Below are 26,020 nucleotides of genomic sequence, written 5' to 3' on the forward strand. Positions count from 1 at the left end.
GGCATGGAAGCCGGAAGGGGCCGAGGCGTCGCGGCCTTCGCGATCAGAAGCGATAGTTCAGCGTCAGCACCGCCGAGCGGCCGTCGCCCGGGGTCGCCCAGCCATTGTTGCGGATGCGCGTATAATAGAGCGAGTCGGTGACGTTCTTCACGTTCACCTGCGCCGACAGCGCGCGGGTGATCTCGTAGGAGAGGAACGCGTTGTGGACCCAATAATCGGGGCTGTAGAGCACCTGCGTCGCGCCCGCCGCCGGCAGGTTGAACGCCGCCTTGCCCTGATAGGTCACGCCGTATCCGAGCGTGAGGCCGAACGGCAGGCGATAGGTGCTGAACAGGCTGCCCGAATGGTGCGGCGTGTTCTGCAGTTCGGCATCCTTGCCATAGTCGATCGTGCCCGGCGGGCTGTTCTGCGCGATGCTGCGCAGCACCTTGCCGTCGAGATAGGTATAGTTGGCGGTGATCGACCAAGCCTTGGTGATCTGGCCGACCGCGCCCAGCGCGACGCCATTGACCCGCGACTTGCCGTCCAGCTGCTGCTCGGGGACGAGCGGATCGCCGGTGGCCACCTTGTAGTTGGTCCGCTCGTTGCGGAACAGCGCCGCGGTGAGCAGCAGGCGCCCGCCGAACACCTCGGCCTTGCCGCCCACTTCATAGTTGCGCGCGGTTTCCGGATCGACGTTGCAGGTCGCCGCGGTGCACGAGCCGTTGACCGAGGTCTTCGATGGCGTCTTGGAGTTGCCATAGGCGACGTAGAGGCTGATCGCCTTGATCGGCTTGTAGACCAGGCCCGCGCGGTACGAGAACAGCTTGTCCTTGTTGTAGAACACGCTGCCCGGCGTCACCTGGCCCAAAGTCGCCGTCGCGGTGGAGACGGTGTCGGCGCGGTAGCTGCCGTCGTTCGATTCCCAGCGCAGGCCGCCGTTGATCTCGAAATGCTCGCCCAGCTTCATCGTGTCGAACAGATAGACGGCATAGTTGGTCAGTTCGCCGGTCTGCCGCGCGCTTTCGATGAAGTTGATCGGGCCGGTATAGACATTGCTGCCATAGGTGCGCGCAATCCCGCTCGTCGCCGCCGAGCCCGCCACCACCGCGTTGGGGTTGGCGATGCTGATCAGCGGGTAATAGAGGAACGGGTTGGTGCCGTCGGCATTGCGCAGCACATTGCCGGTGGAGAGCGCGAATTTCTCCCAGCTCGCCGAAGCGCCCAGCGTGACCGAATGTTCGATGAAGCCGGTGTTGAACCGCGCCATCAGGTCGACCTGGTCATAGGCAAGCTGGTTGCGGGTGTTACGGGTGTTTCCGCGCGGGCCCGAGGCATAATAATAGCCGGCCGGCACGGTGAGCGTGCCCGTGGTCGCGCCGGTGAAGGCGACGGTGCAGGCGGTGCCGGTGGGCGTGCGACCGTTGGCGAGGCACCAGGTGCCCTGGGGCGGATCGACGATGCTGTGCTGGGTCACGTCCTGCCAGCGCGTGACGTTGCGGATCGTCACCCGGTCGTTGAAGTGGTGCTCGAAGGTCGCGGTCGCCTGGTCGACATTGCTCTGCTGCGTGTCGACGTTGCGGAAGCCGTAATAACTGGAGCGGCTGACCCCCGGCAGCGCGCCGCCCGCGACCTGATAATAGGGCACGCCATATTGCGGCGTGTTGTCGTCTTCCTGGTGGAGGTACTGCAGCGTCAGCTTGGTCGGGCTGTCGATGCCGATCGTCACTGCGGGCGCGACGCCCCAGCGCTTCATCGTCTCGACATCCCGGCCGGGCACATCGTTGTCGTGCTTCATCGCGTTGAGGCGGAAGGCGATCAGGTCGTTGACGCGCACGTTCGCATCGACGGTACCACGATAATAATTGTCGGTGCCGACGCCGCCCGAAGCGAGGATGCGGGTGTTCGCCTGCGGCTTCTTGGTGACCATGTTGATCGAACCGCCGACCGAGCCGGCGCCGTTCTGCACCGAGTTGGGGCCGTTGACGACTTCGAGCTGCTCGAGGTTGAACGGATCGGTGCGGGTGTACTGGGCGCTGTCACGGATGCCGTCGACGGTGATGTCGGTATTGGCCGAATAGCCGCGCAGGTTGATCGAGTCGCCATAGCCACCGCCGCCTTCGCCGGCGCCAAAGGTGATGCCCGGAACCGTCGACAGCATGTCGCGGAGGGTGAGCAGGTTCTGCTGCTCGATCACTTCGTTGGTGAGGATGGTGATGGTCTGCGGCGTGTCGCGCACCGGGCGCGTCGCCTTGGGCGACTGCTGGTGGGGCGAATAGGGCTGGCCGTTGACGATGATCGTGTCGCGATCCTGCGCGGCGTCGTCGGAAACGGCGCGGGTGGCGGCACCGTCGTTAGGGTGCTTGTCGTCGGCCTGGGCGGGCGCCGAGACGAGAAAGCCAACACAGGCAAGTGCAACGAATGCCGGCGCATTGGCCAGCGTCGCGGAAGTGCGATTCACGTAAGTCCCCTTTGAACGTCGTTACGCAGCCGCCTATTGCGACCCATTCGCATTGTCAATGCGATTGCGAGCGATTTGCATAAAGAGGGAGCGAGGTGCCTGGGGTCGAGCGCTGTGCCCGAAAGCGCCGTGCGGGCGCTCGCTCTAGACAGAGTAATCCGCGGCGCCAGCATCCGCGGCACCTAGCGTCAGGGTGCTTGCCCCCACCCGGCCCTCCCTATTTATCTGATTTATTTCTTACAAACCCGACATAAACGCCGCTCAAGACACCGATTTAATTGTTGGACAAACCCGGCGGGTATGCCGATACTCTGCCCAAGCAAATAATGGGGAGGATTGGATGCGTTCACAGTCGTTGAAACGTCGGCCCGCACTTGCGCTGCGCATGGGCCTCACCTTGGCGGCGCTGCTCGCGGCACCGCTGCCCGCGCCCGCGCAGAACGACAAGATGGCGACGATCACCACGCCGGCGCAGCCGAGCGCGATCGATCTCGGCACCGGCCCGCTGCCCGGCGCCACGGCGACCGAGAGCTGGCACAGCCAATATGGCAGCGTGTTCGCCCGCAACGTGACGGTGGCGACGCTCACCCCCTTCCTGCCCGATCCCGCCAAGGCCAACGGCACCGCGGTGATCGTGGCGCCCGGCGGCGGCTTCACCTCGCTGTCGATGCAGAACGAAGGCTGGGACGTCGCCAAGGCGCTCGCCGCCCACGGCGTCGCCGCCTTCGTGCTCAAGTACCGGCTGAACCAGACCCCGCAGGACCTCGCCGCCTATGAGGCCGCGATGAAGGCACGCTTCGCCGGCGGTGGCGGCGGCCCGCCGCGCGGTGCCGATCCCAAGGCGATGATGGCGGGCATCGCGACCCAGGTGACCGATGCCCGCGCTGCCTTCGCGCTGGTGCGCAAGCGGGCGGCCGAATGGCACGTCCAGCCGGACAAGGTCGGCATGGTCGGCTTCTCGGCGGGTGCGATGCTCACGCTGGCGACCGCGCTCGACGGGCAGGATGCCAAGCCGGCCTTTATCGGCACGATCTACGGCCCGCTGACGACCTTCCAGGTCCCCGCCGACGCGCCGCCGCTGTTCGTGGCGCTCGCGGCCGACGACCCGCTGTTCGGCAATACCGGCTTCGGGCTGATCGACAGCTGGCGCGGTGCGAAGCGCCCGGTGGAGTTCCATTTGTTCGAACAGGGCGGCCACGGCTTCGGCATGTACCCGAAGAAGACGACCAGCACCGGCTGGTTCGACGAATTCGTCCGCTGGATGACGATGCACGACTGGATCAAGCCGGGGGTGTAAGCAGACCAGGTGGAGGGCCGCCGCCGCTCGGACAGAGGACTCTCCATTGCACGCAAGTCCCCCTCACCCTTCCCACCGCCTTCGGCGGCGGGCCCCTTCCCTCTCCCACAAGGGGAGAGGGAGATCGGGATCGAAATTCCCTCTCCCCTTGTGGGAGAGGGAGGGAGCCGCGAAGCGGCGGAAGGGTGAGGGGGACACGGGATGGGTCGCTACACCTGTCGCTCACCCATCAGCCAGGTCCGGATCGCGCTCGCCAGGTTCGGCGGCTCCTCCGCGCTGATCCGCGCATGGTCGATCGCCGCGACCAGCGCGCTCAGCGGCAGCGCGGCCTCCGCCGCCGCCGCCTCCAGCGCCGCCCAGAAGATCGGCTCGAGACTGATCGAGGTAGGATGCCCGGCAATCGTGATCGAGCGCTTTACCGGACCGTGAAAGCCCCCCGGCGGGGCCTTGATCTCCAGCGCCACGGGCTCACTCGGTGTCGAACAAAGCGGCCAGCTGCTCGACCATCGTGCCGGCGAGCTGCTCGGCATCCATGATCGTCACCGCACGACTGTAATAGCGGGTCACGTCGTGGCCGATGCCGATCGCCGCCAGTTCCACCGGCGAACGCGCCTCGATCCAGCCGATCACCTGGCGCAGATGCCGCTCCAGATAGGAGCCGGAGTTCACCGACAGCGTCGAATCGTCGACCGGCGCACCGTCGGAGATGACCATCAGGATCTTGCGGTCCTCGGGCCGGGCGATCAGCCGCGAATGCGCCCAGAGCAGGGCCTCGCCGTCGATATTCTCCTTGAGCAGCCCCTCGCGCATCATCAGCCCGAGCGACTTCTTGGCGCGGCGCCACGGCTCGTCGGCCTGCTTGTAGATGATGTGGCGCAGGTCGTTGAGCCGGCCCGGCTGCGCGATGCGTCCCTCGCCCAGCCACTTCTCGCGCGACTGGCCGCCCTTCCAGGCACGGGTGGTGAAGCCTAGCACTTCGGTCTTCACGCCGACGCGCTCCAGCGTGCGCGCCAGGATGTCGGCGCTGATCGCCGCGATCGAGATCGGCCGTCCGCGCATCGAGCCCGAATTGTCGATCAGCAGCGTCACCACCGTGTCCTTGAACTCGGTGTCGCGCTCGATCTTGTAGCTGAGCGACTGCATCGGGTTGACCACCACCCGCGCCAGCCGCGCGGCATCGAGCAGCCCCTCGTCCTGGTCGAAATCCCAGCTGCGGCTCTGCTGCGCCATCAGGCGGCGCTGCAAGCGGTTGGCGAGCTTGGTCACTGCGCCCTGCAGATGCACCAGCTGCTGGTCGAGGTACGAACGCAGCCGCTCCAGCTCGTCGGTGTCGCACAGGTCGGTGGCGGCGACGACCTCGTCGAACTGGGTGGTGTAGGCGCGGTACTCAAAGCTGGGCGGCAGATCGCTCCACGGGCGGTTCGGGCGAACGGGCATCATGCCCTCGTCGCCGTCGTCGCCCGGCTCGCCGTCGCCGTCGTCCATGCCCTCGGACTCTTGGTCCTGGTCGCCTTCCTCGCCCTGTTCGGACTCGCGCTGCTCGCCGCGCGCCTCGGTCTGACCCTCGCCCTGCTGTTGCTGGGCCTCGCCTTCCTCTTCGCCCTGTTCCTGCTGCTCTTCCTGGCCTTCGTCCTCGCCGCCGCCTTCGTCGGCTTCGTCGGGGACCATCTCGCCTTCGGTCAGCTCGAGATCCTGGAGCAGCTTGGCGGCGAGCGCGGCGAAAGCATTCTGGTCGTCGATCGCCATCGCCATGGCGTCGAGGTCGGACCCCGCCTTGTCCTCGATCCAGTCGCGCACCAGCGCCAGGCCGAGCGCGGCGCTGGACGGCGACTCGCGGCCGGTCAGCCGCTCGCGCACCATCAGCCCGAGCGCGGTGGACAGCGGCACCTCGTCGCGGGTGCGGGCGCGGCCGATCGGGTCCGAGCGCAGCCGCATCGCCAGCGCCTGCTCCAGATTGTCGGCGATGCCCGCATAGCCGCGCGAGCCCAGCGCCTCGACGCGCGCGGTCTCGATCGCGTCGTACACGGCGCGGGCGACGGGTTCGCGGGGCGCGGTGCGGCCGTGCAGGTTCGCATCGTGGTGGCGCATGCGCAGCGCGAAACTGTCGGCAAAGCCGCGCGCCTCGGCGATCTGCTCGGGCGGCAGGGTGCGCGAGGGCATCGGCACCTTGATCGTCTTGCCGCTCTGGAACGGCGCATCGGCGGTGAAGCCGAATTCGAGTTCATCGGCACCCGAAAGCGCGCGCGCGGTGCCCGCGAGCACGTCGCGAAGCCGGTCGAGAGGATTGTCCTGCGCCATGTCCCCCACATGCGCCGCACGGGGCAGATGTCAAGGAAGGCGGGCACGAGGTGGCCCAGCGGGCAGGTGCGACACTGCGGATTGGATCGGGCTGTCCCCCGCCCCGCTCCCTTTATCGGACAAATGCGCAAATCGCGCTTTGGCGGGGAAGCGGGCCGCGCTACGGCGCAATCGTCTGTCTTTCCTGAATGAGGACGCTTGCATGAAGTTGCTTCGCTACGGCCCGCGCGGGGGCGAAAAGCCCGGTATCCTGGATGCCGAGGGCCGCATCCGCGACCTGACCGGCCTGGTGCCCGACCTGACCGTGGACGTGATCGAGCGGATCCGCGCGGTCGATCCCACCACGCTGCCGCTGGTCGAAGGCGATGTCCGCCTCGGCGTGCCGGTCGCCAACATCGGCAAGTTCCTCGCGATCGGCCTCAACTATGCCGATCACGCCCGCGAAGCCGGCCTCGAGCCGCCGCCCGAGCCGATCTTCTTCACCAAGGCGATCTCGTGCCTCACCGGCCCGAACGATCCCGTGATGATCCCCAAGGGCTCGCAGAAGAGCGACTGGGAAGTCGAGCTGGGCGTGATCATCGGCAAGACCTGCCGCCATGTCGAGCAGGCCGATGCGCTCGACCACGTCGCGGGCTTCGTCCTCGCCAACGACGTGTCGGAGCGCGCCTTCCAGAAGGAGCTGGGCAGCCAGTGGGACAAGGGCAAGGGCTGCGACACCTTCGGCCCCGTCGGCCCGTGGCTGGTCACCCCGGACGAGGTCGCCGATTGCCAGGCGCTCGACATGTATCTCGACCTCAACGGCAAGCGCATGCAGACCGGCAACACGTCGACGATGATCTTCCCGGTGGCGGAATGCATCGCGTACATGAGCCGCTTCATCACGCTCCATCCGGGCGACCTGCTGATCACCGGCACACCCCCGGGCGTCGGCGAGGGCCAGAAGCCGGACAAGATCTTCCTCAAGCCCGGCGACGTGATGGAACTGGGGATCACCGGCCTCGGCACCCAGCGCCAGGACGTGATCGCGTTCGATCTGGCCGCGCTGGAGGGCTGAGCAACCGCCGCGCGAGCCCCCTCTCACGGCGGGAGGGGGCTGCCCACCGTCAAGCAGCGCCCGCGGTCCTATGCGGCTACGTCGAACTTCGCCATGCGCGTGCAGTTCCGGCCGCCCGATTTTGCCTCGTACAGCATCTCGTCGACGCTCGCGAACCAGGCACCCACGTCGGCGAAGCTTCCGACCGAGGACACGCCGAAGCTGGAGGTGACCTTGATGGCTGCGGCCCCGGGAAGCACGAAGGCGTGACGCTGGATCGCGTCGCGCAACCGTTCCGCAGCGACGAATGCATCCTCAGCGCTGGTCTCTGGGAGAAGCACCGCGAACTCCTCTCCCCCCATTCGGCCGAGGAAATCGGTCGGGCGGAGCGTGTGCACGGCAATTCGGCCGATCTGGCGCAGCACCTCGTCCCCCGCCGGATGACCATAGCCGTCGTTGATTTTCTTGAAGTGATCGACATCGAAGGCGATCAGCGAGCTCAGTCGGTGATACCGCGCCTTACGCGCGAACTCGCGACTCACTTGTTCCTCGAAGCCGCGACGGCTCATCGCACCCGTCAGATGATCGGTGCTGGCGATCAGCCGCAACTCCAGCTCATCGCTCACGATGTTGGCGAAATTCTTGAGGATGGCGATGTCCGCCGGGCTGAACCGGCGCGGCGTCGTGTCCATCGCGCACAGCGAACCGACATTGTAGCCGTCCGGCGATCGCAGCGGAACACCGGCATAGCTGCGGATCTTCGGTCCGCCCAGGACCAGGGGGTTTTGCGCGAACCGCACGTCGAGCAGCGCGTTTTCGACGATGAGCGGGTCCGGCTGCTGGATGGTATAGGTGCAGAACGAGACCGCGCGCGGCGTTTCACGGACGTCCAGGCCGCGATAGGCCTTGAACCATTGGCGGTCGCGGTCGACCAGGGACACGGTCGAGATGGGCACCGCGAGCACGGTACGGACAAGATTCACGATCTTCTCGAACGGCTCTTCCGGCGCGGTCTCGAGGATTTCCATACGGCCGAGCGCGGAAAGCCGGGCCTCGTCGTCCATCAGCTTGGGATCAAGCACCCAAATTCCCCATCACCAGAGCACGCATGGCGGCCGTGAGTTCAGTCCGATAGCTGTCGACGAGCTGATGAACGCTCGCCTCGATCACCTCTTCCCCGACGCCGGCGGCGCGCAGGCTCACCACCAGGGCGGACAGATGGTGCTGATGCCGCTGCACGCTCTCCTGGAGCTCTGGCGGGATCGTGTCCTGCTCCCAAGAAGTGGAAATGGATGCCGAGGATAGGCCGTCGGCGATGCTCGTTACGCTTGCCATGCCTTTCTTATAGACCAGAGGCGGCAATAAACGGTTGAGCTAGCAGTGGTTTCGTCGCAAATTGCCGATCTAGAGGCTCGAAGTTCAGCGCTCCGATATGAACCTCGGCGGTCGTCTATCACGGCCGCCTGCCAAGGTCCGCCGCTTACAGCGCCTCCACCCCCAGCACCTCGATCGCCTCGGCCTTGCCGCCGAAGTCCACCCGCTCGCCTTCCTCCGCCCCGAGCAGCGCATGCGCGAGCGGCGCCTGGAACGCCAGCCGGTCGGCGGCCGGATCGGCCTCGTCATGGCCGACGATCTCGATTACCCGCTCACGCCCGTTCAGCCGGATCCGCACCCGCGCGCCGATGCCCGCCACGCCGTCCTCGGGTCGAGGCGCGATCTGCGCGGTGGCGGCGCGGGTGTTCCAATAGCGGAGCTCGCGCTTGAGCACCTCCCTGGCCTCGGCATCGCCCTCGGCCTCGATCGCCGCTTCCAGCGCCGCGACCTTGGCCGCGATCAGCGCGGGCCCCGCCGCCGTGACCAGGTTCGGCCCGGCCGGCAGCGGCAGCTCGAACTTCGGTTCCTTGTGTTCCTCGTCGCTCTCGCGACGGAAGGCGACGCTCATCGTTGCGGCAGATCCTCAAGCGTGGACGATACCTTCCAAAGATCGATCGCGCCTTCGGTTGCATGGGTGTCGATTTCGGCGAGCTCCTCGGCCGAGAAATCGAGATTCTTCACCGCATCGAGCGAATCGTCGAGCTGCTGCACCGTGCGCGCGCCGACCAGCGCCGAGGTGACGCGCGGATCGCGCAGCACCCAGGCGATCGCCATCTGCGCCAGCGTCTGCCCGCGCTTCTCGGCGATCGCGTTCAATGCGCGGATGCGGGCGATGTTCTCGTCCGAGAGCAGCCGCGTGTCGAGCGAGGTGCCGCCCTTCGCCGCGCGCGCATCCTCCGGCACGCCGTTGAGATACTTGCGCGTCAGCATCCCCTGCGCCAGCGGCGAGAAGGCGATGCAGCCGGTGCCGAGATCCGCCAGCGTGTCGAGCAGGCTCTCCTCGATCCAGCGGTTGAGCATCGAATAGCTCGGCTGGTGGATCAGCAAGGGCACCTTGTAGTCTGCCAGGATCGCCGCGGCCTGGCGGGTCAGCTCGGGCGAATAGCTGGAGATGCCCACGTACAGCGCCTTGCCCTGGCGGTGGATCTGGGCGAGCGCGCCCATCGTCTCCTCCAGCGGCGTCTTGGGGTCGACGCGGTGCGAGTAGAAGATGTCGACATAGTCGAGCCCCATCCGCTTGAGGCTCTGGTCGCACGAGGCGATCAGATACTTCCTGCTGCCGCCGACGTCGCCGTACGGCCCGGGCCACATGTCCCAGCCCGCCTTGGTCGAGATGATCAGCTCGTCGCGGTGGCTCGCGAGATCGGTCGCCAGCACGCGGCCGAAATTCTCCTCGGCCGAGCCATAGGGCGGGCCGTAATTGTTCGCGAGATCGAAATGGGTCACGCCGCGATCGAACGCCCGGCGCAGCATCGCGCGGGCATTTTCGAACACGTCGGTGCCGCCGAAATTCTGCCAGAGCCCCAGGCTGATCGCCGGCAGGTCGAGCCCGCTCACGCCGCAGCGGCGATAGGGCATGCGGCCGTCATATCGATCGGCATCGGCGTGCCAGGGCTGGGGATAAGCCATCGTGTCTCTCCATCGGGAATGCTTGGTCGAACGCGCCTATACGCAGACCGGGTCCGTCGCGGAACACCCCGTCCCACCAACAATGGCAAGCCGCCCCCAAGGACAGCTATCTTGTCGTGCCGCCCCTCGCCCGGTAACGCGGGCGGCCATGCAGTATCACAGCACCCGCGGCGGCGCGCCCTTGCTGGGCTTTCGCGACGTCACCCTCACCGGCCTCGCCAGCGACGGCGGCCTCTATATCCCGACCGAGTGGCCGCGCTTCTCGGCGGAGGACATCGCCGCGATGCGCGGCCTCTCCTATGTCGAGACCGCGGTGCGGGTCATGCTGCCGTTCGTCACGCCGGACCTTTCGGAAGACGAACTGCGGGAGCTCTGCACCCAGGCCTATGGCCGCTTCTCGCACGCGGCGGTGACCCCGCTGGTCCAGATCGACCAACAGCATTGGCTGCTCGAGCTGTTCCACGGCCCCACCCTCGCCTTCAAGGACGTGGCGCTCCAGCTGCTCGGCCTGCTGTTCGAGAAGTTCCTGAGCGGCACCAACCAGCACCTGACCATCGTCGGCGCGACCTCGGGCGACACCGGCAGCGCCGCGATCGACGCGGTGGCGGGGCGCATCGGCGTGGACATCTTCATGCTGCACCCGCAGGGCCGCGTGTCCGACGTCCAGCGTCGCCAGATGACCACGGTGCTCGCGCCCAACGTTCACAACATCGCGATCGACGGCAGCTTCGACGATGCCCAGGCGCTGGTGAAGGCGATGTTCAACGATCGCGACTTTGCCGGCCGCTTCCAGCTGAGCGCGGTAAACTCGATCAACTGGGCCCGACTGATGGCGCAGGTGGTCTATTATTTCTACGCCGCCGTCCGCCTCGGCGCGCCCGAGCGGACCGTTGCCTTCTCGGTGCCGACCGGCAATTTCGGCGACGTGTTCGCCGGCTATGTCGCCGCGCGCATGGGGCTGCCGGTGGCCAAGCTGGTCGTGGCGACCAACGTCAACGACATTCTGCATCGGGCGCTCTCGGCGGGCGACTATTCGGCGGGCACCGTCACGCCGACCGCCGCGCCCTCGATGGACATCCAGGTCAGCTCGAACTTCGAGCGGTTGCTGGCGGACCTTGCCGGCGCGCCGGTGGCCGAGCAGATGCGCGGCTTCGAATCGACCCGCGCGATGCAGCTCACCAACATGCAGCGCGAAGGCGCGTCGAAGCTGTTCACCAGCGACGCGATCGATGCCGATGGCATGAACGAGGCGATGCGCTGGGCCTGTGCGGAGACCGCGCAGGTGATCGACCCCCACACCGCGATCGGCCTCGCCGCCGCCCAGCGCGCAGGGCTGGCGCCGGACGTTCCGATCGTCACCCTCGCCACCGCGCATCCCGCCAAGTTCCGCGACGCGGTCGAGCGCGCCACTGGCGTCCGCCCGCACGTGCCGAACCGCATCGGCGACCTGTTCGATCGCCAGGAGCGCTACGATACCCTCCCCGCCGAATTCGGCGCGATCACCGGCTATATCGCCGAGCGGGCCCACGCCCGCCCATGAAGCTCGTCACTCTCACCGGCGAGCCCTGGAACGACTATGGCCTGATCGATTCGGGCCATGGGCGGAAGCTCGAGCGCTACGGCGCGTACCGCTTCATTCGCCCCGAGCCCCAGGCGATGTGGGCACCCGCCTCGGCCGACTGGGACGCGCATGCCGAATTCGTGCCCGGCTCCGACGAAGAGGGCGGCGGCCGCTGGGAGTATCTGAAGCCCACCCCGCGCGAAGGATGGCCGCTGGCGTGGCGGGAAGTGCGTTTTACGGCGCAGACCACCCCCTTCCGCCATCTCGGCTTCTTCCCGGACATGGCGCCGGTGTGGGACTGGATGCGCGGCCGCATCGACGGCATGGCCGAGCCCGAGTGCATGAACCTGTTCGGCTATACCGGGGTCGGATCGCTGGCGCTGGCGGCGGCGGGCGCCAAGGTGACGCATGTCGACGCCTCGAAGAAGTCGGTGATGGAGGGCAAGGCCAACGCGCAGCTCTCCGGCATGGCCGACAAGCCGATCCGATGGATGATCGACGACGCGATGAAGTTCACCGCGCGCGAGGTACGCCGCGGCCGCCGCTATGACGGCATCATCCTCGATCCGCCCAAATGGGGCCGCGGGCCCAACGGCGAGGTCTGGAAGCTGGAGGAAGGCCTGCCGTCGCTGATCGACGACGTGGCCAAGCTGCTCGACGAGAATTCGCGCTTCCTGTTCCTCACCGTCTATGCGGTGCGGATGTCGGCGCTGGCGATCGGCGAACTGGTCCGCCAGACGATGGCGGGCAAGGGCGGCACGGTGGAAGCGGGCGAGCTGACGGTACGCGAGGAAGCGCGCGGGCTGGAACTGCCGACGGCGATTTTTGCGCGGTGGAGCAAGTAGAAAACCGATGATTCCACCACCGCAGCCGGCGGTGGGACCTCGCGTTCACACGATTTCCGGCAGGAAGTCGCCCAGATTGCCGATCCCGGCACGCGCATCCTGCAGTCGCGGATCCGCCATGGCCGCGAGAAAATGGTGATGGTCAGGATGCTCGGGCAGGAATACTGCCTTCCTGGTGTACTCAGCCTGGGAAAACGTGCCCCAGTTGGTAATCCGGCCGAAATAGACCCGGTCCGCCCCCACCCGCTCGCACAGGCTGATCATTTCGCCCATCTCGTGGTAATTCTCCGCCTGCACGACGAAACCGAGGTGGAAGGCATCGATATGCCCCTGGCGGCGCAGTTCGCCCGCGAAGGCAAGGTTCTGCTCCATCACATCCCAGCGGGCACCGCGACGCAGCGCCTCATGTGTCTCCGCAGAAGCGCCATCGAGGCTGATCGACAGCAATTCGACGCGCCCATGCAGCGCCGGGAAGCGCGCCCATTCCCGCGGGGTGAACAACATGCCGTTGGTCATCACGTGGAATTTGAGCGCGGGATAGGCCTCGGGCGTCAGCCGCTCCATCAGCCGGCGGAAGTTCTTGCTCGCAAAGGGGTCGCCGGAGCCGGTGATGGTGACCCGCCGGGCATCCTTGAGCATCGGCAGGATGATACGCTCCTGCAACGCGTCATAGCGCGTGCGGGTGGCCTCATCGGCCGCATAGGGCGCCGCGCGGCAGCTGGGGCAGCTTAGATTGCAGGTCCTGTCATAGGCGAGGTTGACCTCTTCCGGTCCCCGATCAACTTTCGTTTCGCGCCCCTCGACGACCTTTTTCCATGCGCTCGAGCGGTCAGCCAGTTGCGATGCGGGGATCAGCCCATCGGACTGGATCGCCGGACATGCCAACTTGTCGCAATACCGGTAGCTGCCGTCGTGCATGCTGGCCCGGATCGCCTCGGCCGACTCCGAATTCCAGACGTCGCGCCAGTCACTTGCGGTCTGCAAATCGCCGATCGTCGGCTTGAGGAAACTGGCGCAGCATAAGTGGCTGCTCGTCTCCAGCACTTCCAGCCGCTGGAAGGGCACCGGGCAAATTTTGCCCTCCAGCCGATATTTGGGATTGGCCGGGTCTGCCATGCCTTGGAGGTAGAACATCACGCCGGTCACCAACGGCGACTGAGGATTGACCGCGAGCAACGGGGTCAGCAGGCCGATCGCATCGGCGACCGCGCCGCCATGCGCGGCAGCAAGGGCGAGGACGATCACCGCAGCCTGCACCATCGCCGGGTCCTGCCTCGCATAGACCTGGAGCGCGGTGCGTGCCTGCTCGGGAAGCCCGGGTACGGCGGCAAGGAACTGCGGAAACGCCGCCCAAAGCTCCGGCCGGTCGACATCCTCCAGGAGGTCCTTGGCGATGATCGAGAAAATCTCCGCCGCCTTTGCCGCTTCTGGGTCGGTGTCGGTGCCGATATTCGTGATCGCGTTCACAATGCCCCCGGGTTCTTGCAGCCGTCCGATGCGTGTCGACGCTGTATTTGGCGTTCGCATCCAGGGGTGGCGGAATGACATGTTCGCGCCGCGAGCGATTGAAATTCCTGCCGGTTCGCTTTTGCCCCCAAAGCCCCTTATAGGGCGACTGGCGACGGGGAGGTTCCGGCGACGATATTTGATTAGCGGTGACGTGCCACTGCCGCAGCACATGCGTCCCCTATATGTTCTCCGCCGCCCTCCAGCCGGCAACCGCTCTTTGAACCTGCTGGAAGCACGCCTAGCGAGATCCATTGGGGCCGCCGTTGCAGTTCCAGCCCCGGCGAAGGGGCGAATAGATCCCGACTTTCGTCGGGATGACTGGTACGAGGGGAGTGGAAAACCCGCCGGCCTTCAGCCGGCAAGCACGCCCAGCCGCACCAGCTCGGCGCGGAACGCTTCGGCGCCGGTGAACACCACGCCGTGGATGCCCTGCTCTCGCGCGGCTTCTACATTCACCGGTAGATCGTCGACGAACACCGCGTCCGGGCCCTGCAGCCCGAATCGCTCCAGCGCCAGCGCGTAGATGGCGGGATCGGGCTTCACCAGCTTCTCGTCGCCCGAGACGACGATGTCCTGGAAGCGGCCGAACAGCCAGTCGACCTGTGGCATCCAGGCCCGCCAGAACTCGCCGGAGAAGTTGGTGATGCCGTACAGGGGCACGCCCGCCGAATCGAGTTCCTCGACCAGCTCGGCCATGCCGGGGATCGGCGGACCCAATTGGTCGCCGAACTGCGGCCCCCAGAGCGCGATCTTGTCGGCATGCTCGGGGTACAGCGCGCTCAGCTCCGCCGATGTCTCGGCGAAGGGGCGGCCAGCGTCATGCTGGAAATGCCATTCCTTGGTGACGACCTGCGACAGAAACGCATCGAGCGCCTGCTCGTTGTCGAACAGGCGCTCGTACAAACGCCGCGGTTCCCAAGGGAAAAGAACGTTGCCGACGTCGAAGATAACGGCGTGCGGCGCAGTCCCCACGTGTGGGCTCAGCCCTGACGTGCCTTGAAACGCTTCTGCGTCTTGTTGATCACGTAGATCCGGCCACGGCGGCGGATCACGCGGTTGTCGCGGTGCCGCCCCTTGAGCGACTTCAATGAATTGACGATCTTCATGACCGATTCGCTTCTCAAATTATCTGGAATGCCGGAAAGAGCGGCTCGCCTATAAGCGCGGGGACGGGAAGTCAAGGCCGCGTATGCCCCGATCCCGCCGATACCCTGCCGATATGCAGCCGATCGCCGCGCTCGAACGTTCCACCGCCGATGGGCTGCGCAAATCCGCTCGACCCGGCCCGTGCCGGCAGGATAGACCCGTTGCGCCCACGAAACAGGAGTACGTGTTCGTGAATCCGTATCTGCGTCTTGCCCTGCTCGCTACCCTGCCCGCGCTCGCCGCCGGCTGCACCTCCACCGGCGCGCGTCCGCCGATCGACGTTACCCGCTATCACCTCAGCGAGCCGTTCGAGCGCACCACCGTCAGCGTCGTGCCGATGACCGGCGCGATGGACGTCACCCCCGAGTTCCGCGCCTATGCCGATGCGGTGCAGGCGGAGCTGAACAAGCTCGGCTATGTCCCCGCCACCAGCGATCGCCCGGCGGGCTATATCGCCTCGGTCTCGTTCACCCGCACCTCGCGCGGGGTGGTGCGCGAACCGTCTCCGGTGTCCGTGGGTCTCGGCGGCGGCAGCTTCGGCGGCAACCGGGGCGGCGGCGTCGGCCTGGGCGGCGGCTTCTCCTTCGGGCTCGGCAAGCGCAAGACCAACGAGATCCTCGTCTCGCAGCTCTGGGTGCAGCTGCGCCGCCGCGCCGGCGAGAACGTGATCTGGGAAGGCCGCGCCGAAACCACGGGCGTAGGCATCAAGGACAATCAGCCCGCCGCCACCGCCCAGCGACTCGCCGCTGCGCTGTTCAAGGACTTTCCCGGCGACTCCGGGATCACTACGACGGTCAAATGAGCATCCAGATCAGCGCCGCGTTCGACAGCGGCAACATCCGCGTGGTCGCCATCGAAGGCGACCGGGTCGACTGCGAGATCGTCCTCGATCACCAGTCGGACTTCTTCCAGTGGTTCCACTTCCGCGTCGCCGGCGCGAAGGGGCGGACGCTGACCTTCCGCATCCTCAATGCGGGCAGTTCGGCCTATCCCTTCGGCTGGCCGGGCTACAAGGCGCGCTGGTCGGCCGACCGCGACTCGTGGCGGATGACCGAGACCGACTATGCCGGCGGCATCCTCAGCTTCACCCACCATTTCCAGACGGACCTCACCTGGTTCGCCTATTTCGCGCCCTACTCGATGGAGCGGCACCACGACCTCGTCAGCCGCATCGCGCTGCAGGAGGGGGTGACGCACCGCCAACTGGGCGAGACGCTGGACGGCCAGCCGATCGACTGCCTCAGCATGGGCGAAGGCCCGAAGCAGGTGTGGCTCTACGCCCGCCAGCATCCGGGCGAGAGCATGGCCGAATGGTGGATGGAAGGCGCGCTCGAGTTCCTCACCGATGAGGACAATGCGGTGGCGCAGGCGCTCCGCAGCAAGGCGACCTTCCACTGCGTGCCCAACATGAACCCGGACGGCTCGCGCCGCGGTCACCTGCGCACCAATGCGGCGGGGGTGAACCTCAACCGCGAATGGCACACCCCCACGCCCGAGCGCAGCCCGGAAGTGCTGGCGGTGCGCAATGCGATGGACGAAACCGGCGTGCATTTCGCGATGGACGTCCACGGTGACGAGGCGATCCCGGCCAATTTCCTCGCCGGCTTCGAGGGCATCCCCAGCTGGACCGACGAGCTCGGCGAGAAGTTCTACGAATTCGGCCGTCGCCTCGCGGCGCACACCCCCGATTTCCAGACCGAGCTCGGCTATGACAAGTCGCCCCCGGGCAAGGCCAACCTCGCCATGTCGACCAACCAGCTCGCCGAGCGGTTCGGCGCGGTGTCGATGACGCTGGAAATGCCTTTCAAGGATCATGACGCGAACGCCGATCCCGAGTTCGGCTGGTCGCCGATCCGCAGCAAGCTGCTCGCCCATGCCTGCCTCGAAACGCTGGCAGGGATGATCGACACGCTGTGATCGCGATCCGGGAAGGCGGGCTGGACGATGCCCAGGTGCAGGATCTCCTGCGCCTGCACGCCTCGGGCATGCTCGCCAACTCGCCGGCGGAGAGCTGCCATTTCCTCGACCTGTCGGGCCTCCAGGCGGCGGACGTCAGCTTCTGGAGCGCCTGGGCGGGCGAGGATCTGCTCGGCATGGGCGCGCTCAAGCAGCTTGATGCCACCCACGGCGAAGTGAAGTCGATGCGCACCGTGCCCGCACAGCTCGGCAAGGGCGTGGGCGCGGCGGTGCTGGAGCATATCCTCGCCACCGCCCGGGCGCGGGGGCTGACGCGGCTGAGCCTGGAGACGGGCACCGCGCCGGCGTTCGAGCCCGCGCACCGGCTGTATCAACGCTACGGCTTCGTTCCCTGCCCGGCGTTCGGCAGCTATGCGGAAGACCCGCATAGTCGGTTCTTCACCTTGGAGCTCTGAGCGTCCCACGGACTTGGCGCCGCTGGCCCGGCGCATCGTGCGGAGGTGGAGACAAGCGGCTTCCTGCCCGTCGCGGCCGATGGCATAAGCCGCCCATGCCGTTCCGCCCCCTGCTCGCCCTGCTGGCGCTCGTCGCCGCCCCGCTGCTCGCCGCTCCCGGCAAGGACGTCGTGCGCGAGGAGCGGCGCGTCACCATCGGGGGCGTGCAGGAGGTGTGGCGCCTGGTCTGGCGCGGGGCTCCGCGCGACGATGGCATGTGCGGGCCCCAGGATCCCGAGATGGCGATCACCTGCCCGTGCAGCGGTGTCGCCTATGCGCAGAGGGGCGACCTGGTGCTGGAACGCCAGCGCTCCGGCGCAGCGTCCGAGCGGATGGCATTGGCGCCGCTGTTCGCCGGATCCGAGATGCTGTCCGACGCGGACGGCGTTGCAGCCGTTCTGCCGCGCTGGCCGATGGGCGACGATGATGTCTCCAAAGAGGTCACGCCCAAAGCGATCCGCGCCCGGCCCGCGGTCCCGATCCTGAAGCTCGCCGACTATGACCATGACGGCGTCGCCGGCGAATTCCTGCTGCAGATCGACGCGCTGCCCTGCGGCAAGCAGCTGATGGTGGCGGTCGGCACCTCGCGCGCCCATCCCGGCCTCCACGCGCTGACCAGCGCCGAGCATCCCGAACGCCCGCTGGCACTGTATCGCTGGCAATGGGAAGCGCTCGCCCGCAACCCGCGCCCCGCCGAGCTTGCCGACTGGCCCTGCGGCGATCACGGCGCCGAGGAGGAGACCACCTTGCTGGTCCGCGCCGATCGCGGCGCGATCCATGCGACGCGGGTCACCGGCACCTGCCCCGACGAGTCGGAGAACGGCAGCACCCGCCATGCGAAGAAAGTGCTCAAGCGCGAAATCCTGTAACCCGGCCGCGCCGCGCGCGGGCGGTGTACTGCGGGACGCCGAGGTCACAGCCACCAGCACGGGACCGTCCGCGATGACCCTCGACCAGCTCGGACCGCGGCTCTGCATCCTGGGTCCGTCCAACAGCGGCAAGTCCACGCTGGCCGTCGCGATCGCCGCGGCGCGCGGGCTGGCGCCGATCCATCTAGATCAGCTCCACCATCTTCCCCATACGGATTGGGTCCCCCGCCCGGCCGACGAATTCGCCGCCCTGCACGACGCAGCGATCCTGGGTGAAAGCTGGGTGATCGAGGGCAACTATACCCGGCTGCTGCCGCAACGCCTGGCTCGGGCGACCGGCGTGCTGCTGCTCGACGTGCCGACCTCGGTCAGCCTCTACCGCTATGTCCGGCGCTGCTGGTTCGAGCGCGAACGGCACGGTGCGCTCGCGGGCGGGCGCGACAGTGTGAAGTGGAACATGCTCCACCATATCCTCATCGCCACCCGCGCCAATCGCGTGCGCTATCGGCAGATGTTCGATAACGTCACCCTGACCAAGGCCATACTGGCCTCGCCCCGCGCGATTGCCGATTTCTACCGCCGGAACGACCTGCGCCGGTAAGCACGCCCGCCGAGAACAGGCACTCCCCCGCCGTGCCCCTCACGCGAACAGCGAAAGTGCTCCACTCTCCAGCGCTTCGGGGATCGTCAGCCGATCACCTCGGCTGATCTCGTGGGTGGTAGGTGCCGGCACCAGATTCCACGGCGTCACCACCGCGTCGCACCAGGCGGTGAACAGGCCCGACGACCAGGACCGCAGGCTTTCTTCCACTTCCGGCAGCACCGCTGCCATGGCGTTCGGTTCGAGGCGCATGGTCATCCTCCTACTCCTCAGCGTGCGTGATTCCGTAGTTTTCCCGAGTCTCGCGATCCTATCACGACAGCGGAAAGGATGCGCGAGCATGCAATCGTTTAACTTGCACCCATCCCCGCGGCGAACGCGATTCTGAGCGCTTCGGACAGGCTCTTCGCGCCCAGCTTCGCCATCACATTGGCGCGGTGCACCTCGACCGTTCGCGCCGAGATGCCGAGGTCGTAGGCGATGGTCTTGTTCGGGTATCCCTGCGCCAGCCCCTCCAGCACCTCGCGCTCGCGCACGGTCAGCGCGCCGAGCAGCGTCTCGGCGTCCGCGGCGCGCGTCTTGACGTCCTCGGCCGCCTCCAGCCGTTCGAAGCCGCGGTTGATCGCGTCGATCAGCGCGCGGCTCTCCATCGGCTTTTCGAGGAAATCGACCGCGCCGGCCTTCATCGCCTTCACCGCCAGCGAGACGTCGCCGTGCCCCGTGAGCACGATCACCGGCAGCGCGATGCCGCGCGCGTGGAGTTCCTGCTGCACTTCCAGCCCGTCCATCTCGGGCATCCGCACGTCGAGCAGCACGCAGCCGGGCTCGACATGCCGCGCCTCCTTGAGGAACGCGACGCCCGAGGGCCAGGTCTGCACCGCAAAGCCCGAGGTCTTGAGCATGAAGCTGGCGGAGCGGCGGACGCCATCCTCGTCGTCGACGATATGGACGAGGCGCTTGTCGGTCACGGGAGATTCCCTTCTTCTACATGGACGAGGGTGAAGTGGAAGGCACTGCCGCCGCCCGGCCGCGGCTCCAGCCAGATGCGGCCGCCATTGGCCTCGACGATGGTGCGGCAGATCGACAGGCCGAGGCCCATGCCGTCCGCCTTGGTGCTGTGAAAGGCGCGGAACAGGTCCTCGGCGACTTCGGCGGCCACCCCGGGGCCGGTATCCGCCACCGTCACCCGCACGAATCCGGGCGTCTCCAACCGGCTGGAGATGGTCAGCCGCCGCTCGGGCACATCGGCCATCGCCTCGATCGCGTTGCGCATCAGGTTGATCAGCACCTGCTGGATCTGGATGCGGTCGACCAGCACCGGCCCGGCGGCGGGATCGAACAGGAATTCCGCGACCACGCCCTTCTCGCGCGCGCCGATCAGCGCCAGCTTGCAGGCTTCGTCGACCAGGTCGGGGATATGCTCGACGCTCTTCTCCACCTCGCCCCGCGCGACGAATTCGCGCAGCCGCCGGACGATGGTGCCCGCGCGCAGCGCCTCCTGCGCGGTATCGTCGAGCGCCTCGCGGATCATCGGCAGGTCCTCGGGATCGCCCGCATCGAGCAGGTTCGAGACGCCGCGCACATAGTTCACTACCGCGGTGATCGGCTGGTTGAGCTCGTGCGCCAGCGTCGAGGCCATGGTGCCCATCGCGCTGACCCGCGCTGCATGGATCAGGCCGGAGCGGAGTTCCTCGATCCGCTGCTCGGCGCGCTGCTTGTCGCTCAAATCGCGGATGAAGCCGGTGAAGACGCGCTCGCCCTCGGTCATCGCCTCGCCGACCGAAAGCTCGATCGGGAAGGTGGTGCCGTCGCGCCGCCGCCCGGTGACGGTGCGGCCGGTACCGATGATCCGCCGCTCGCCGGTCTCCAGATAGCGGCGGATATAGCCGTCGTGCCGCGCCCCGTCGCCCGCCGGCATCAGCAGGCTGACATTGGCACCGACCACCTCGTCCTCGGCATAACCGAACATCCGCGCGGCGGCGGCGCTGAACGAAACGATGTTGCCGCGCTCGTCGATGATCACCATCGCGTCGAGCACCGTCGCCAGGATCGAGCGGAGATGGTTGGCGGCGGCGGTTGCCTGGCGCTCGCTGGCGCGCTGCTCGGTAATGTCGCGGATCACCTTGCCGAAGCCGCGCAGCCGCCCGTCGGGGCCGCGCAACGGCGTGATCAGCACCTGCGCAAGGAACTCGCTGCCGTCCTTGCGCAGCCGCCAGTCCTCCTCCTCCAGCTTGCCGTCGCGCAGCGCCGCGTCGAGATCGGCGCGCGGCTTGCCTGCCCCCACCGCCGAGGCCGGGTAGAACAGGCCCATGTCGCGGCCGAGCACCTCGTCCTCGCGCCAGCCCTTCAGCCGCTCGGCGCCTTCGTTCCAGAAGGACACGCGGCCCTTGGGATCGACGGTGTAGATCGCATAGCCGACCGCCCCGTCGATCAGCAGGTTGAGCTCGGCAGCGAGTTCGTCGGCGCGATCGGCCCGCCTTCGGGCATCGGCTTCCTCAGCGCGCAGGCGGCGGCGTAGCGCGCGGCTGTAGGACGCGAGCAGCAGGATCGCCGCGGCCCAGGCGAACAGCACGCCGACCAGCACATAGCGCTCGCCGCGCGAGACCAAAGGCGCCAGCGCGAGACCGGAGACGAGCAGCAGCAGCGTCGCCATCGCCTCGGGAATGCGCCGCCGCAGCCGGTCGCCCAGCGTCACCGGCGCCGGCATGTCGAACGGCGGCAGCGGGAAGTTCATCGCGCGAGGGCGCCGAGCAGCTCGAGTCGGCCGACCGGCTTCTTCACCACATGCGCGAACCCGGCGGCGCGGGCTTCGTCATCCAGCTCGGCATGGCTCTGGCCGATCAGGATCGCGCGCCCCTGCCAGCCGCGCAGCGCCAGCTGGCGTAGCAGATGGATGGCGTCCCCGTCGGACAGATCGCGCGCGATCAGCAGCGTGCGGATCTGCTCGAGCGTCGCTTCCGCCATCGCCGCCGCGGCGGAGGCGAAGGCGCGCACGTCCATCCCGCAGCCCTGGAGCAGCAATTGCAGCGCGCGGCGTGAGTCGTCCTGAGAATCGACCAGCAGCACGCGCTCGCGCACGCCCCGGGACGGCATGGGCACGCCCTCCTTCATGCGCGCACCCCGCGCGGCGGAAGGAGGAGGGAAAGGCAGACGCTAGAACGCATGGGGCCAAAATATGCGGCCCCAATCTGCAGCGTCATGCGGATAGCTACGTATTGGCGCTCGGCTTAGCGCGAATAGCGCTCCTCGGCCCACGGATCGCCGCGCACGTGATAGCCGTTCACTTCCCAGAAGCCCGGCCGGTCACGCCCGATCACCTCGATCCGCGAGATCCACTTGGCGCTCTTCCAGAAATAGAGATGCGGCACCACCAGCCGCGCCGGGCCGCCATGGTCGCGGTGGAGCGGCTTGCCCTCCCAGCGATGCGCGATCAGCGCGTCGGGCGCGGCGAAATCGGCGAGCAGCAGGTTGGTGGTATAGCCGTCATAACCGTGGAGCATCACCGCCTCGGCCTCCTCGCGCGGCTCGACCATGTCGAGCAGCCGCTGGGTGGCGACGCCCGCCCAGCGATTGTCGTAGCGCGACCAGCTGGTGACGCAGTGGATGTCGCTGACCCGCTCGTCGGTGGCGAGCGCCTCGAAGGCGGGCCAGTCGAGCGTCAGCGGACGGGCGACCATGCCGTCGATGGTGAGCCGCCAACGCTCGGGCCGCACCTCGGGCTGGCGGCCGAGATCGAGCACCGGCCAGTTGGTAACCAGATGCTGGCCGGGCGGCAGCCGCTCGGCCTCGGGCCGCGACGTACGGCCGGTGAGGAACTTGCCCGCCTCGGCCCAGGCGCGCTTGGAGCGGGTGAGCTTGCTGTCCTCGTCCATGGCACGCCTCCTCGTCAGGCCGGCTTCCGCTCGCCGGCGATGGTAGGCAATAGCTCGGACACGGTCGGATGGATATGCACCGCGTGCGCCAGGTCCGTGGCGGTGCCTTGCTTCACCATCAGGTCGAGCACGCCGTGGATCGCCTCGTCGCCGCTCGTCCCGAGAATCGCGCCGCCGAGGATCCTGCCGCTGTCGGCATCGGTGACGAGCTTCATGAAGCCGAGCGACTCGTCCTTCTCCACCGCGCGGCCGACCCGGGTCATCGGGCGCCTGCCGACCTCAATGCGGTGGCCCGCCTTCTTCGCCTCGGCCTCGCCCATGCCGACTCGACCCAGCGGCGGGTCGATATAGAGCGCATAGGCGGGGATGCGGTCGGTCACCTTGCGGTCGGCGCCGTCGAGCAGGTTGTCGGCGACGATCTCGAAGTCGTTATACGCGGTGTGGGTGAAGGCGCCGCGGCCGTTGCAGTCGCCCATCGCCCAGATGCTGTCGACATTGGTGCGCAGCCGATCGTCGACCTGCACATAGCCGCGCGCGTCGGTCTCCACGCCCGCCGCGTCCAGGCCGAGATCGTCGGTGTTGGGCACGCGCCCTACGGCCAGCAGCACATGGCTGCCAAGCACTTCGGGGCTGCCCTCGTGGCAGTCCACCCCAACCAGCACGTCCTCGCCCTGGGCTGCGAAGCGGATGCATTCGGCGCCGGTGCGGATCGCGATGCCTTCCGCCTCCAGGATGTCGCGAACCGCGTCCGAAATCTCCGGATCCTCGCGGCCGATCAGCTTGGGGCCCTTCTCGACGATGGTCACCTCTGCGCCGAAGCGGCGGAACATCTGGCCGAATTCCAGCCCGATATAGCTGCCGCCGACCACCACCAGGTGCCGCGGCACCGCATCAAGCTTGAGGATGGTGCTGTTGGTGAGGAACGGCACGTCCTTCACCCCCGGCATATCGGGCACCAGCGCCCGGCCGCCGACGTTAAGGAAGATGCGGTCGGCCTCCAGCACGTCGTCGCCGACGCGTATCCGGTGCGGTGCCTCGAACACCGCCTGGCCGAAGAACAGCGTGCAGTGCGCCATCCCGTCGATCCAGCGCTGCAGCGACGCGCGCGAGTCCGCGGAGATCTTATCCGCCCGTGCGCGCACCTTGGCGAAGTCGATGCCGACCTCGCCGCCGATGGTCACGCCGAAATCGGCGGCCCGCCTGGCCATGTGCGCGGCATAGGCGCTGGCGACCAGCGTCTTGGTCGGCTTGCAGCCGGTATTGACGCAGGTGCCGCCGAGCAGGTGCCGCTCGACCAGCGCCACCGACATGCCCGCATCGCTCAGCCGTCCCGCAAGCGGCGTCCCCGCCTGCCCCGCGCCGATCACGATCGCATCGAACCTGCGGCTCATAGCGATGCCGCCACGAAAGCCGCGACGCCGATCGCGGCGAGGTCCTCGACCAGCGCGGCGGGGAGGTCGGTGCCGAACGCGCGGCACAGCGCCGTGCGCGCCGCATAGCCGCCGAACGTGCCGATCACCGCGCCGAGCCCGCCCGCCGCGATGCAGAGCGGGAGCGAACTCGCCGCCAACCCGATCGCCGCGCCGCACAGCGCGCCGGAAAGCAGCCGTCCAACGAAACCCGGCGGCGCCTTGCGGCTCGGCGTTGTCGGCAGCTTGTCCGCGACATATTCGCCGATCGCCAGCGCCGTGAAGATCCACGGCGTGCCCCACCAGCCCATCCAGCCGAGCCAGGTGCCCTGCAGCGGCAGCCAGCCGGCAGTCGCAGCCCAGGATATTGCCGCCGGCGCGGTCATGGTGCGCATGCCGGCGACGATGCCGATCAGCAGCGCGAGGACGAGGGGCGGCATCAGCAGGTCTCCCATAAGTGGGCGGATGGAACGCCTTTCCGCGCACGCGCGCAACTGCACTTCCGTATGCCCCCGCCGCCAACGAAACGAATCGCCACGGGTTGCAACCCGCCACCGATTGACCGATCAGGCGGCCCAACCAAGCCCATCAGGAGAACCGGCCATGAAGACCCGCGCCGCCGTCGCCTTCGAAGCGAAGAAGCCGCTGGAGATCGTCGAACTCGATCTGGAGGGCCCCAAGCCCGGCGAAGTGCTGGTCGAGATCATGGCCACCGGCCTGTGCCACACCGATGCCTACACGCTGGACGGCCTCGATTCCGAGGGCCTGTTCCCCTCGGTGCTCGGCCATGAAGGCGCCGGCATCGTCCGCGAGGTGGGCGCCGGCGTCACCAGCGTGAAGCCCGGCGATCACGTAATCCCGCTCTACACGCCTGAATGCCGCCAGTGTAAGTCGTGCCTCAGCGGCAAGACCAACCTGTGCACCGCGATCCGCGCGACCCAGGGCAAGGGGCTGATGCCCGACGGCACCACCCGCTTCAGCTACAAGGGCCAGCCGATCTTCCATTACATGGGCTGCTCGACCTTCTCGAACTTCACCGTGCTGCCCGAGATCGCGGTGGCGAAGATCCGCGAGGACGCGCCGTTCCAGACCAGCTGCTATATCGGCTGCGGCGTCACCACCGGCGTCGGCGCGGTGGTCAACACCGCCAAGGTGCAGGTGGGCGAGACGGTCGTGGTGTTCGGCCTGGGCGGGATCGGCCTCAACGTGATCCAGGGCGCACGCCTCGCGGGTGCGGGCCAGATCATCGGCATTGACGTCAACCCGGACCGCGAGGAATGGGGCCGCAAGTTCGGCATGACCCACTTCCTCAACACCAAGGGCATGTCGCGCGAACAGATCGTCGCCAAGGTGGTCGCGCTGACCGATGGCGGCGCCGACTACAGCTTCGATGCGACCGGCAACACCGAGGTGATGCGCACCGCGCTCGAATGCTGCCATCGCGGCTGGGGCGAATCGATCATCATCGGCGTGGCCGAGGCGGGCAAGGAGATCGCGACGCGCCCGTTCCAGCTGGTGACCGGGCGCGTCTGGAAGGGCACCGCGTTCGGCGGCGCCAAGGGCCGGACCGACGTGCCGAAGATCGTCGACTGGTACATGAACGGCAAGATCGCGATCGACCCGATGATCACCCATGTCCTGACGCTGGAGGAGATCAACAAGGGCTTCGAGCTGATGCATGCGGGCGAGAGCATCCGCAGCGTCGTCGTCTACTGAGGAGACGGGA

At 67.5% G+C, this 26,020-nt stretch carries 27 protein-coding genes; 10 read left to right on the forward strand and 17 right to left on the reverse strand.

Going from position 1 to position 26,020, the window contains the following annotated elements; genetic code table 11:
* Positions 1-43: 43 nt before the first annotated feature.
* Complete coding sequence (locus ABIC65_RS12520; protein WP_354309111.1) at positions 44-2,440, reverse strand: TonB-dependent receptor; 2,397 nt, start codon at positions 2,438-2,440, stop codon at positions 44-46.
* 340 nt (positions 2,441-2,780) lie between these two features.
* Here ABIC65_RS12520 and ABIC65_RS12525 point away from each other — a divergent pair, with 340 nt between their 5' ends.
* On the forward strand, positions 2,781-3,737 hold the full coding sequence (locus tag ABIC65_RS12525; RefSeq protein WP_436286732.1) for an alpha/beta hydrolase: 957 nt from the start codon (positions 2,781-2,783) through the stop codon (positions 3,735-3,737).
* Positions 3,738-3,946: 209 nt separating this feature from the next.
* Here the strand turns inward: ABIC65_RS12525 and ABIC65_RS12530 are convergent, their stop codons facing one another.
* Positions 3,947-4,201 (reverse strand): ribbon-helix-helix domain-containing protein, encoded by a 255-nt coding sequence (locus ABIC65_RS12530; RefSeq protein WP_354309112.1) that lies wholly within the window; start codon positions 4,199-4,201, stop codon positions 3,947-3,949.
* Positions 4,202-4,205: 4 nt separating this feature from the next.
* Positions 4,206-6,035 (reverse strand): cobaltochelatase subunit CobT, encoded by a 1,830-nt coding sequence (gene cobT, locus ABIC65_RS12535; RefSeq protein WP_354309114.1) that lies wholly within the window; start codon positions 6,033-6,035, stop codon positions 4,206-4,208.
* Between the two features lie 202 nt (positions 6,036-6,237).
* Here cobT and ABIC65_RS12540 point away from each other — a divergent pair, with 202 nt between their 5' ends.
* The gene (locus ABIC65_RS12540; RefSeq protein WP_354309116.1) at positions 6,238-7,089 is read left to right on the forward strand and encodes a fumarylacetoacetate hydrolase family protein; all 852 of its coding nucleotides are present in this window, start codon (positions 6,238-6,240) and stop codon (positions 7,087-7,089) included.
* A 68-nt stretch (positions 7,090-7,157) separates the two neighbouring features.
* Here ABIC65_RS12540 and ABIC65_RS12545 read toward each other — a convergent pair whose 3' ends face one another.
* The 4 genes from ABIC65_RS12545 to mgrA form a co-directional block, all read right to left on the reverse strand.
* Positions 7,158-8,132 (reverse strand): sensor domain-containing diguanylate cyclase, encoded by a 975-nt coding sequence (locus ABIC65_RS12545; RefSeq protein ID WP_354309117.1) that lies wholly within the window; start codon positions 8,130-8,132, stop codon positions 7,158-7,160.
* 10 nt (positions 8,133-8,142) lie between these two features.
* A complete protein-coding gene (locus tag ABIC65_RS12550; protein WP_354309119.1) occupies positions 8,143-8,403 on the reverse strand; it encodes a hypothetical protein in 261 nt (86 codons plus the stop codon).
* Positions 8,404-8,548: 145 nt separating this feature from the next.
* A complete protein-coding gene (locus tag ABIC65_RS12555) occupies positions 8,549-9,010 on the reverse strand; it encodes a GreA/GreB family elongation factor (protein ID WP_354309121.1) in 462 nt (153 codons plus the stop codon).
* Positions 9,007-10,071 carry an L-glyceraldehyde 3-phosphate reductase gene (gene mgrA / locus ABIC65_RS12560; RefSeq protein ID WP_354309122.1) on the reverse strand — a complete coding sequence of 355 codons (1,065 nt, stop codon included), beginning with the start codon at positions 10,069-10,071 and terminating at the stop codon, positions 9,007-9,009. The genes ABIC65_RS12555 and mgrA overlap by 4 nt, the downstream gene beginning before the upstream one ends.
* Positions 10,072-10,219: 148 nt before the next feature.
* Between mgrA and thrC the strand changes: the two genes are divergently transcribed.
* Positions 10,220-11,611: a threonine synthase gene (thrC, locus tag ABIC65_RS12565; RefSeq protein ID WP_354309124.1), complete on the forward strand. Its 1,392-nt coding sequence runs from the start codon at positions 10,220-10,222 to the stop codon at positions 11,609-11,611.
* On the forward strand, positions 11,608-12,477 hold the full coding sequence (locus tag ABIC65_RS12570) for a class I SAM-dependent methyltransferase (protein ID WP_354309126.1): 870 nt from the start codon (positions 11,608-11,610) through the stop codon (positions 12,475-12,477). Before thrC ends, ABIC65_RS12570 begins: the two co-directional genes overlap by 4 nt.
* A gap of 45 nt (positions 12,478-12,522) precedes the next feature.
* Here ABIC65_RS12570 and ABIC65_RS12575 read toward each other — a convergent pair whose 3' ends face one another.
* The 3 genes from ABIC65_RS12575 to ykgO all read right to left on the reverse strand — a co-directional run bounded on the left by ABIC65_RS12575 (position 12,523) and on the right by ykgO (position 15,092).
* Complete coding sequence (locus ABIC65_RS12575; protein ID WP_354309127.1) at positions 12,523-14,157, reverse strand: radical SAM protein; 1,635 nt, start codon at positions 14,155-14,157, stop codon at positions 12,523-12,525.
* A gap of 180 nt (positions 14,158-14,337) precedes the next feature.
* Complete coding sequence (locus ABIC65_RS12580; RefSeq protein ID WP_354309129.1) at positions 14,338-14,958, reverse strand: HAD family hydrolase; 621 nt, start codon at positions 14,956-14,958, stop codon at positions 14,338-14,340.
* Between the two features lie 8 nt (positions 14,959-14,966).
* Positions 14,967-15,092 carry a type B 50S ribosomal protein L36 gene (gene ykgO / locus ABIC65_RS12585; RefSeq protein WP_010543750.1) on the reverse strand — a complete coding sequence of 42 codons (126 nt, stop codon included), beginning with the start codon at positions 15,090-15,092 and terminating at the stop codon, positions 14,967-14,969.
* A 230-nt stretch (positions 15,093-15,322) separates the two neighbouring features.
* Here ykgO and ABIC65_RS12590 point away from each other — a divergent pair, with 230 nt between their 5' ends.
* From ABIC65_RS12590 to ABIC65_RS12610, 5 genes are all read left to right on the forward strand, one after another.
* Entirely contained in the window at positions 15,323-15,934 is a 612-nt protein-coding gene (locus ABIC65_RS12590) for a DUF4136 domain-containing protein (protein ID WP_354309130.1), read from the forward strand.
* Entirely contained in the window at positions 15,931-17,049 is a 1,119-nt protein-coding gene (locus ABIC65_RS12595) for a M14 family metallopeptidase (RefSeq protein ID WP_354309131.1), read from the forward strand. The genes ABIC65_RS12590 and ABIC65_RS12595 overlap by 4 nt, the downstream gene beginning before the upstream one ends.
* On the forward strand, positions 17,046-17,504 hold the full coding sequence (locus ABIC65_RS12600; RefSeq protein ID WP_354309133.1) for a GNAT family N-acetyltransferase: 459 nt from the start codon (positions 17,046-17,048) through the stop codon (positions 17,502-17,504). Before ABIC65_RS12595 ends, ABIC65_RS12600 begins: the two co-directional genes overlap by 4 nt.
* A gap of 95 nt (positions 17,505-17,599) precedes the next feature.
* On the forward strand, positions 17,600-18,412 hold the full coding sequence (locus ABIC65_RS12605; protein ID WP_354309135.1) for a hypothetical protein: 813 nt from the start codon (positions 17,600-17,602) through the stop codon (positions 18,410-18,412).
* Positions 18,413-18,485: 73 nt separating this feature from the next.
* Positions 18,486-19,013, forward strand: coding sequence for an AAA family ATPase (locus ABIC65_RS12610; RefSeq protein WP_354309136.1), 528 nt, complete (start codon positions 18,486-18,488; stop codon positions 19,011-19,013).
* Between the two features lie 39 nt (positions 19,014-19,052).
* Here the strand turns inward: ABIC65_RS12610 and ABIC65_RS12615 are convergent, their stop codons facing one another.
* From ABIC65_RS12615 to ABIC65_RS12645, 7 genes are all read right to left on the reverse strand, one after another.
* Positions 19,053-19,271: a hypothetical protein gene (locus ABIC65_RS12615; protein WP_354309137.1), complete on the reverse strand. Its 219-nt coding sequence runs from the start codon at positions 19,269-19,271 to the stop codon at positions 19,053-19,055.
* Between the two features lie 92 nt (positions 19,272-19,363).
* Entirely contained in the window at positions 19,364-19,981 is a 618-nt protein-coding gene (locus ABIC65_RS12620) for a response regulator transcription factor (protein WP_354309139.1), read from the reverse strand.
* The gene (locus ABIC65_RS12625) at positions 19,978-21,747 is read right to left on the reverse strand and encodes a PAS domain-containing sensor histidine kinase (protein WP_354309140.1); all 1,770 of its coding nucleotides are present in this window, start codon (positions 21,745-21,747) and stop codon (positions 19,978-19,980) included. The genes ABIC65_RS12620 and ABIC65_RS12625 overlap by 4 nt, the downstream gene beginning before the upstream one ends.
* A complete protein-coding gene (locus ABIC65_RS12630; RefSeq protein ID WP_354309141.1) occupies positions 21,744-22,106 on the reverse strand; it encodes a response regulator in 363 nt (120 codons plus the stop codon). The genes ABIC65_RS12625 and ABIC65_RS12630 overlap by 4 nt, the downstream gene beginning before the upstream one ends.
* Before the next feature lie 134 nt (positions 22,107-22,240).
* Positions 22,241-22,885 (reverse strand): sulfite oxidase-like oxidoreductase, encoded by a 645-nt coding sequence (locus ABIC65_RS12635; RefSeq protein WP_354309143.1) that lies wholly within the window; start codon positions 22,883-22,885, stop codon positions 22,241-22,243.
* Positions 22,886-22,899: 14 nt separating this feature from the next.
* Entirely contained in the window at positions 22,900-24,276 is a 1,377-nt protein-coding gene (locus ABIC65_RS12640) for an FAD-containing oxidoreductase (protein ID WP_354309145.1), read from the reverse strand.
* Positions 24,273-24,734 carry a DUF4126 domain-containing protein gene (locus ABIC65_RS12645; RefSeq protein WP_354309146.1) on the reverse strand — a complete coding sequence of 154 codons (462 nt, stop codon included), beginning with the start codon at positions 24,732-24,734 and terminating at the stop codon, positions 24,273-24,275. The genes ABIC65_RS12640 and ABIC65_RS12645 overlap by 4 nt, the downstream gene beginning before the upstream one ends.
* A gap of 163 nt (positions 24,735-24,897) precedes the next feature.
* Here ABIC65_RS12645 and ABIC65_RS12650 point away from each other — a divergent pair, with 163 nt between their 5' ends.
* Positions 24,898-26,010 (forward strand): S-(hydroxymethyl)glutathione dehydrogenase/class III alcohol dehydrogenase, encoded by a 1,113-nt coding sequence (locus ABIC65_RS12650; protein WP_354309147.1) that lies wholly within the window; start codon positions 24,898-24,900, stop codon positions 26,008-26,010.
* Positions 26,011-26,020: the final 10 nt, after the last annotated feature.

Source organism: Sphingomonas trueperi (genome assembly GCF_040545665.1).
Lineage (GTDB): Bacteria > Pseudomonadota > Alphaproteobacteria > Sphingomonadales > Sphingomonadaceae > Sphingomonas > Sphingomonas trueperi_B.

Coding starts and splice junctions, on each gene's coding strand:
- ABIC65_RS12650 (WP_354309147.1), top strand. CDS start 24,898: ATGAAGACCCGCGCCGCCGTCGCCTTCGAAGCGAAGAAGCCGCTGGAG.
- ABIC65_RS12610 (WP_354309136.1), top strand. CDS start 18,486: ATGACCCTCGACCAGCTCGGACCGCGGCTCTGCATCCTGGGTCCGTCC.
- ABIC65_RS12595 (WP_354309131.1), top strand. CDS start 15,931: ATGAGCATCCAGATCAGCGCCGCGTTCGACAGCGGCAACATCCGCGTG.
- ABIC65_RS12615 (WP_354309137.1), bottom strand. CDS start 19,271: ATGACCATGCGCCTCGAACCGAACGCCATGGCAGCGGTGCTGCCGGAA.
- ABIC65_RS12550 (WP_354309119.1), bottom strand. CDS start 8,403: ATGGCAAGCGTAACGAGCATCGCCGACGGCCTATCCTCGGCATCCATT.
- ABIC65_RS12570 (WP_354309126.1), top strand. CDS start 11,608: ATGAAGCTCGTCACTCTCACCGGCGAGCCCTGGAACGACTATGGCCTG.
- ABIC65_RS12640 (WP_354309145.1), bottom strand. CDS start 24,276: ATGAGCCGCAGGTTCGATGCGATCGTGATCGGCGCGGGGCAGGCGGGG.
- ABIC65_RS12645 (WP_354309146.1), bottom strand. CDS start 24,734: ATGCCGCCCCTCGTCCTCGCGCTGCTGATCGGCATCGTCGCCGGCATG.
- ABIC65_RS12630 (WP_354309141.1), bottom strand. CDS start 22,106: ATGCCGTCCCGGGGCGTGCGCGAGCGCGTGCTGCTGGTCGATTCTCAG.
- cobT (WP_354309114.1), bottom strand. CDS start 6,035: ATGGCGCAGGACAATCCTCTCGACCGGCTTCGCGACGTGCTCGCGGGC.
- thrC (WP_354309124.1), top strand. CDS start 10,220: ATGCAGTATCACAGCACCCGCGGCGGCGCGCCCTTGCTGGGCTTTCGC.
- ABIC65_RS12605 (WP_354309135.1), top strand. CDS start 17,600: ATGCCGTTCCGCCCCCTGCTCGCCCTGCTGGCGCTCGTCGCCGCCCCG.
- ABIC65_RS12540 (WP_354309116.1), top strand. CDS start 6,238: ATGAAGTTGCTTCGCTACGGCCCGCGCGGGGGCGAAAAGCCCGGTATC.
- mgrA (WP_354309122.1), bottom strand. CDS start 10,071: ATGGCTTATCCCCAGCCCTGGCACGCCGATGCCGATCGATATGACGGC.
- ABIC65_RS12545 (WP_354309117.1), bottom strand. CDS start 8,132: ATGGACGACGAGGCCCGGCTTTCCGCGCTCGGCCGTATGGAAATCCTC.
- ABIC65_RS12625 (WP_354309140.1), bottom strand. CDS start 21,747: ATGAACTTCCCGCTGCCGCCGTTCGACATGCCGGCGCCGGTGACGCTG.
- ABIC65_RS12555 (WP_354309121.1), bottom strand. CDS start 9,010: ATGAGCGTCGCCTTCCGTCGCGAGAGCGACGAGGAACACAAGGAACCG.
- ABIC65_RS12525 (WP_436286732.1), top strand. CDS start 2,781: ATGCGTTCACAGTCGTTGAAACGTCGGCCCGCACTTGCGCTGCGCATG.
- ABIC65_RS12635 (WP_354309143.1), bottom strand. CDS start 22,885: ATGGACGAGGACAGCAAGCTCACCCGCTCCAAGCGCGCCTGGGCCGAG.
- ABIC65_RS12575 (WP_354309127.1), bottom strand. CDS start 14,157: ATGTGCTGCGGCAGTGGCACGTCACCGCTAATCAAATATCGTCGCCGG.
- ykgO (WP_010543750.1), bottom strand. CDS start 15,092: ATGAAGATCGTCAATTCATTGAAGTCGCTCAAGGGGCGGCACCGCGAC.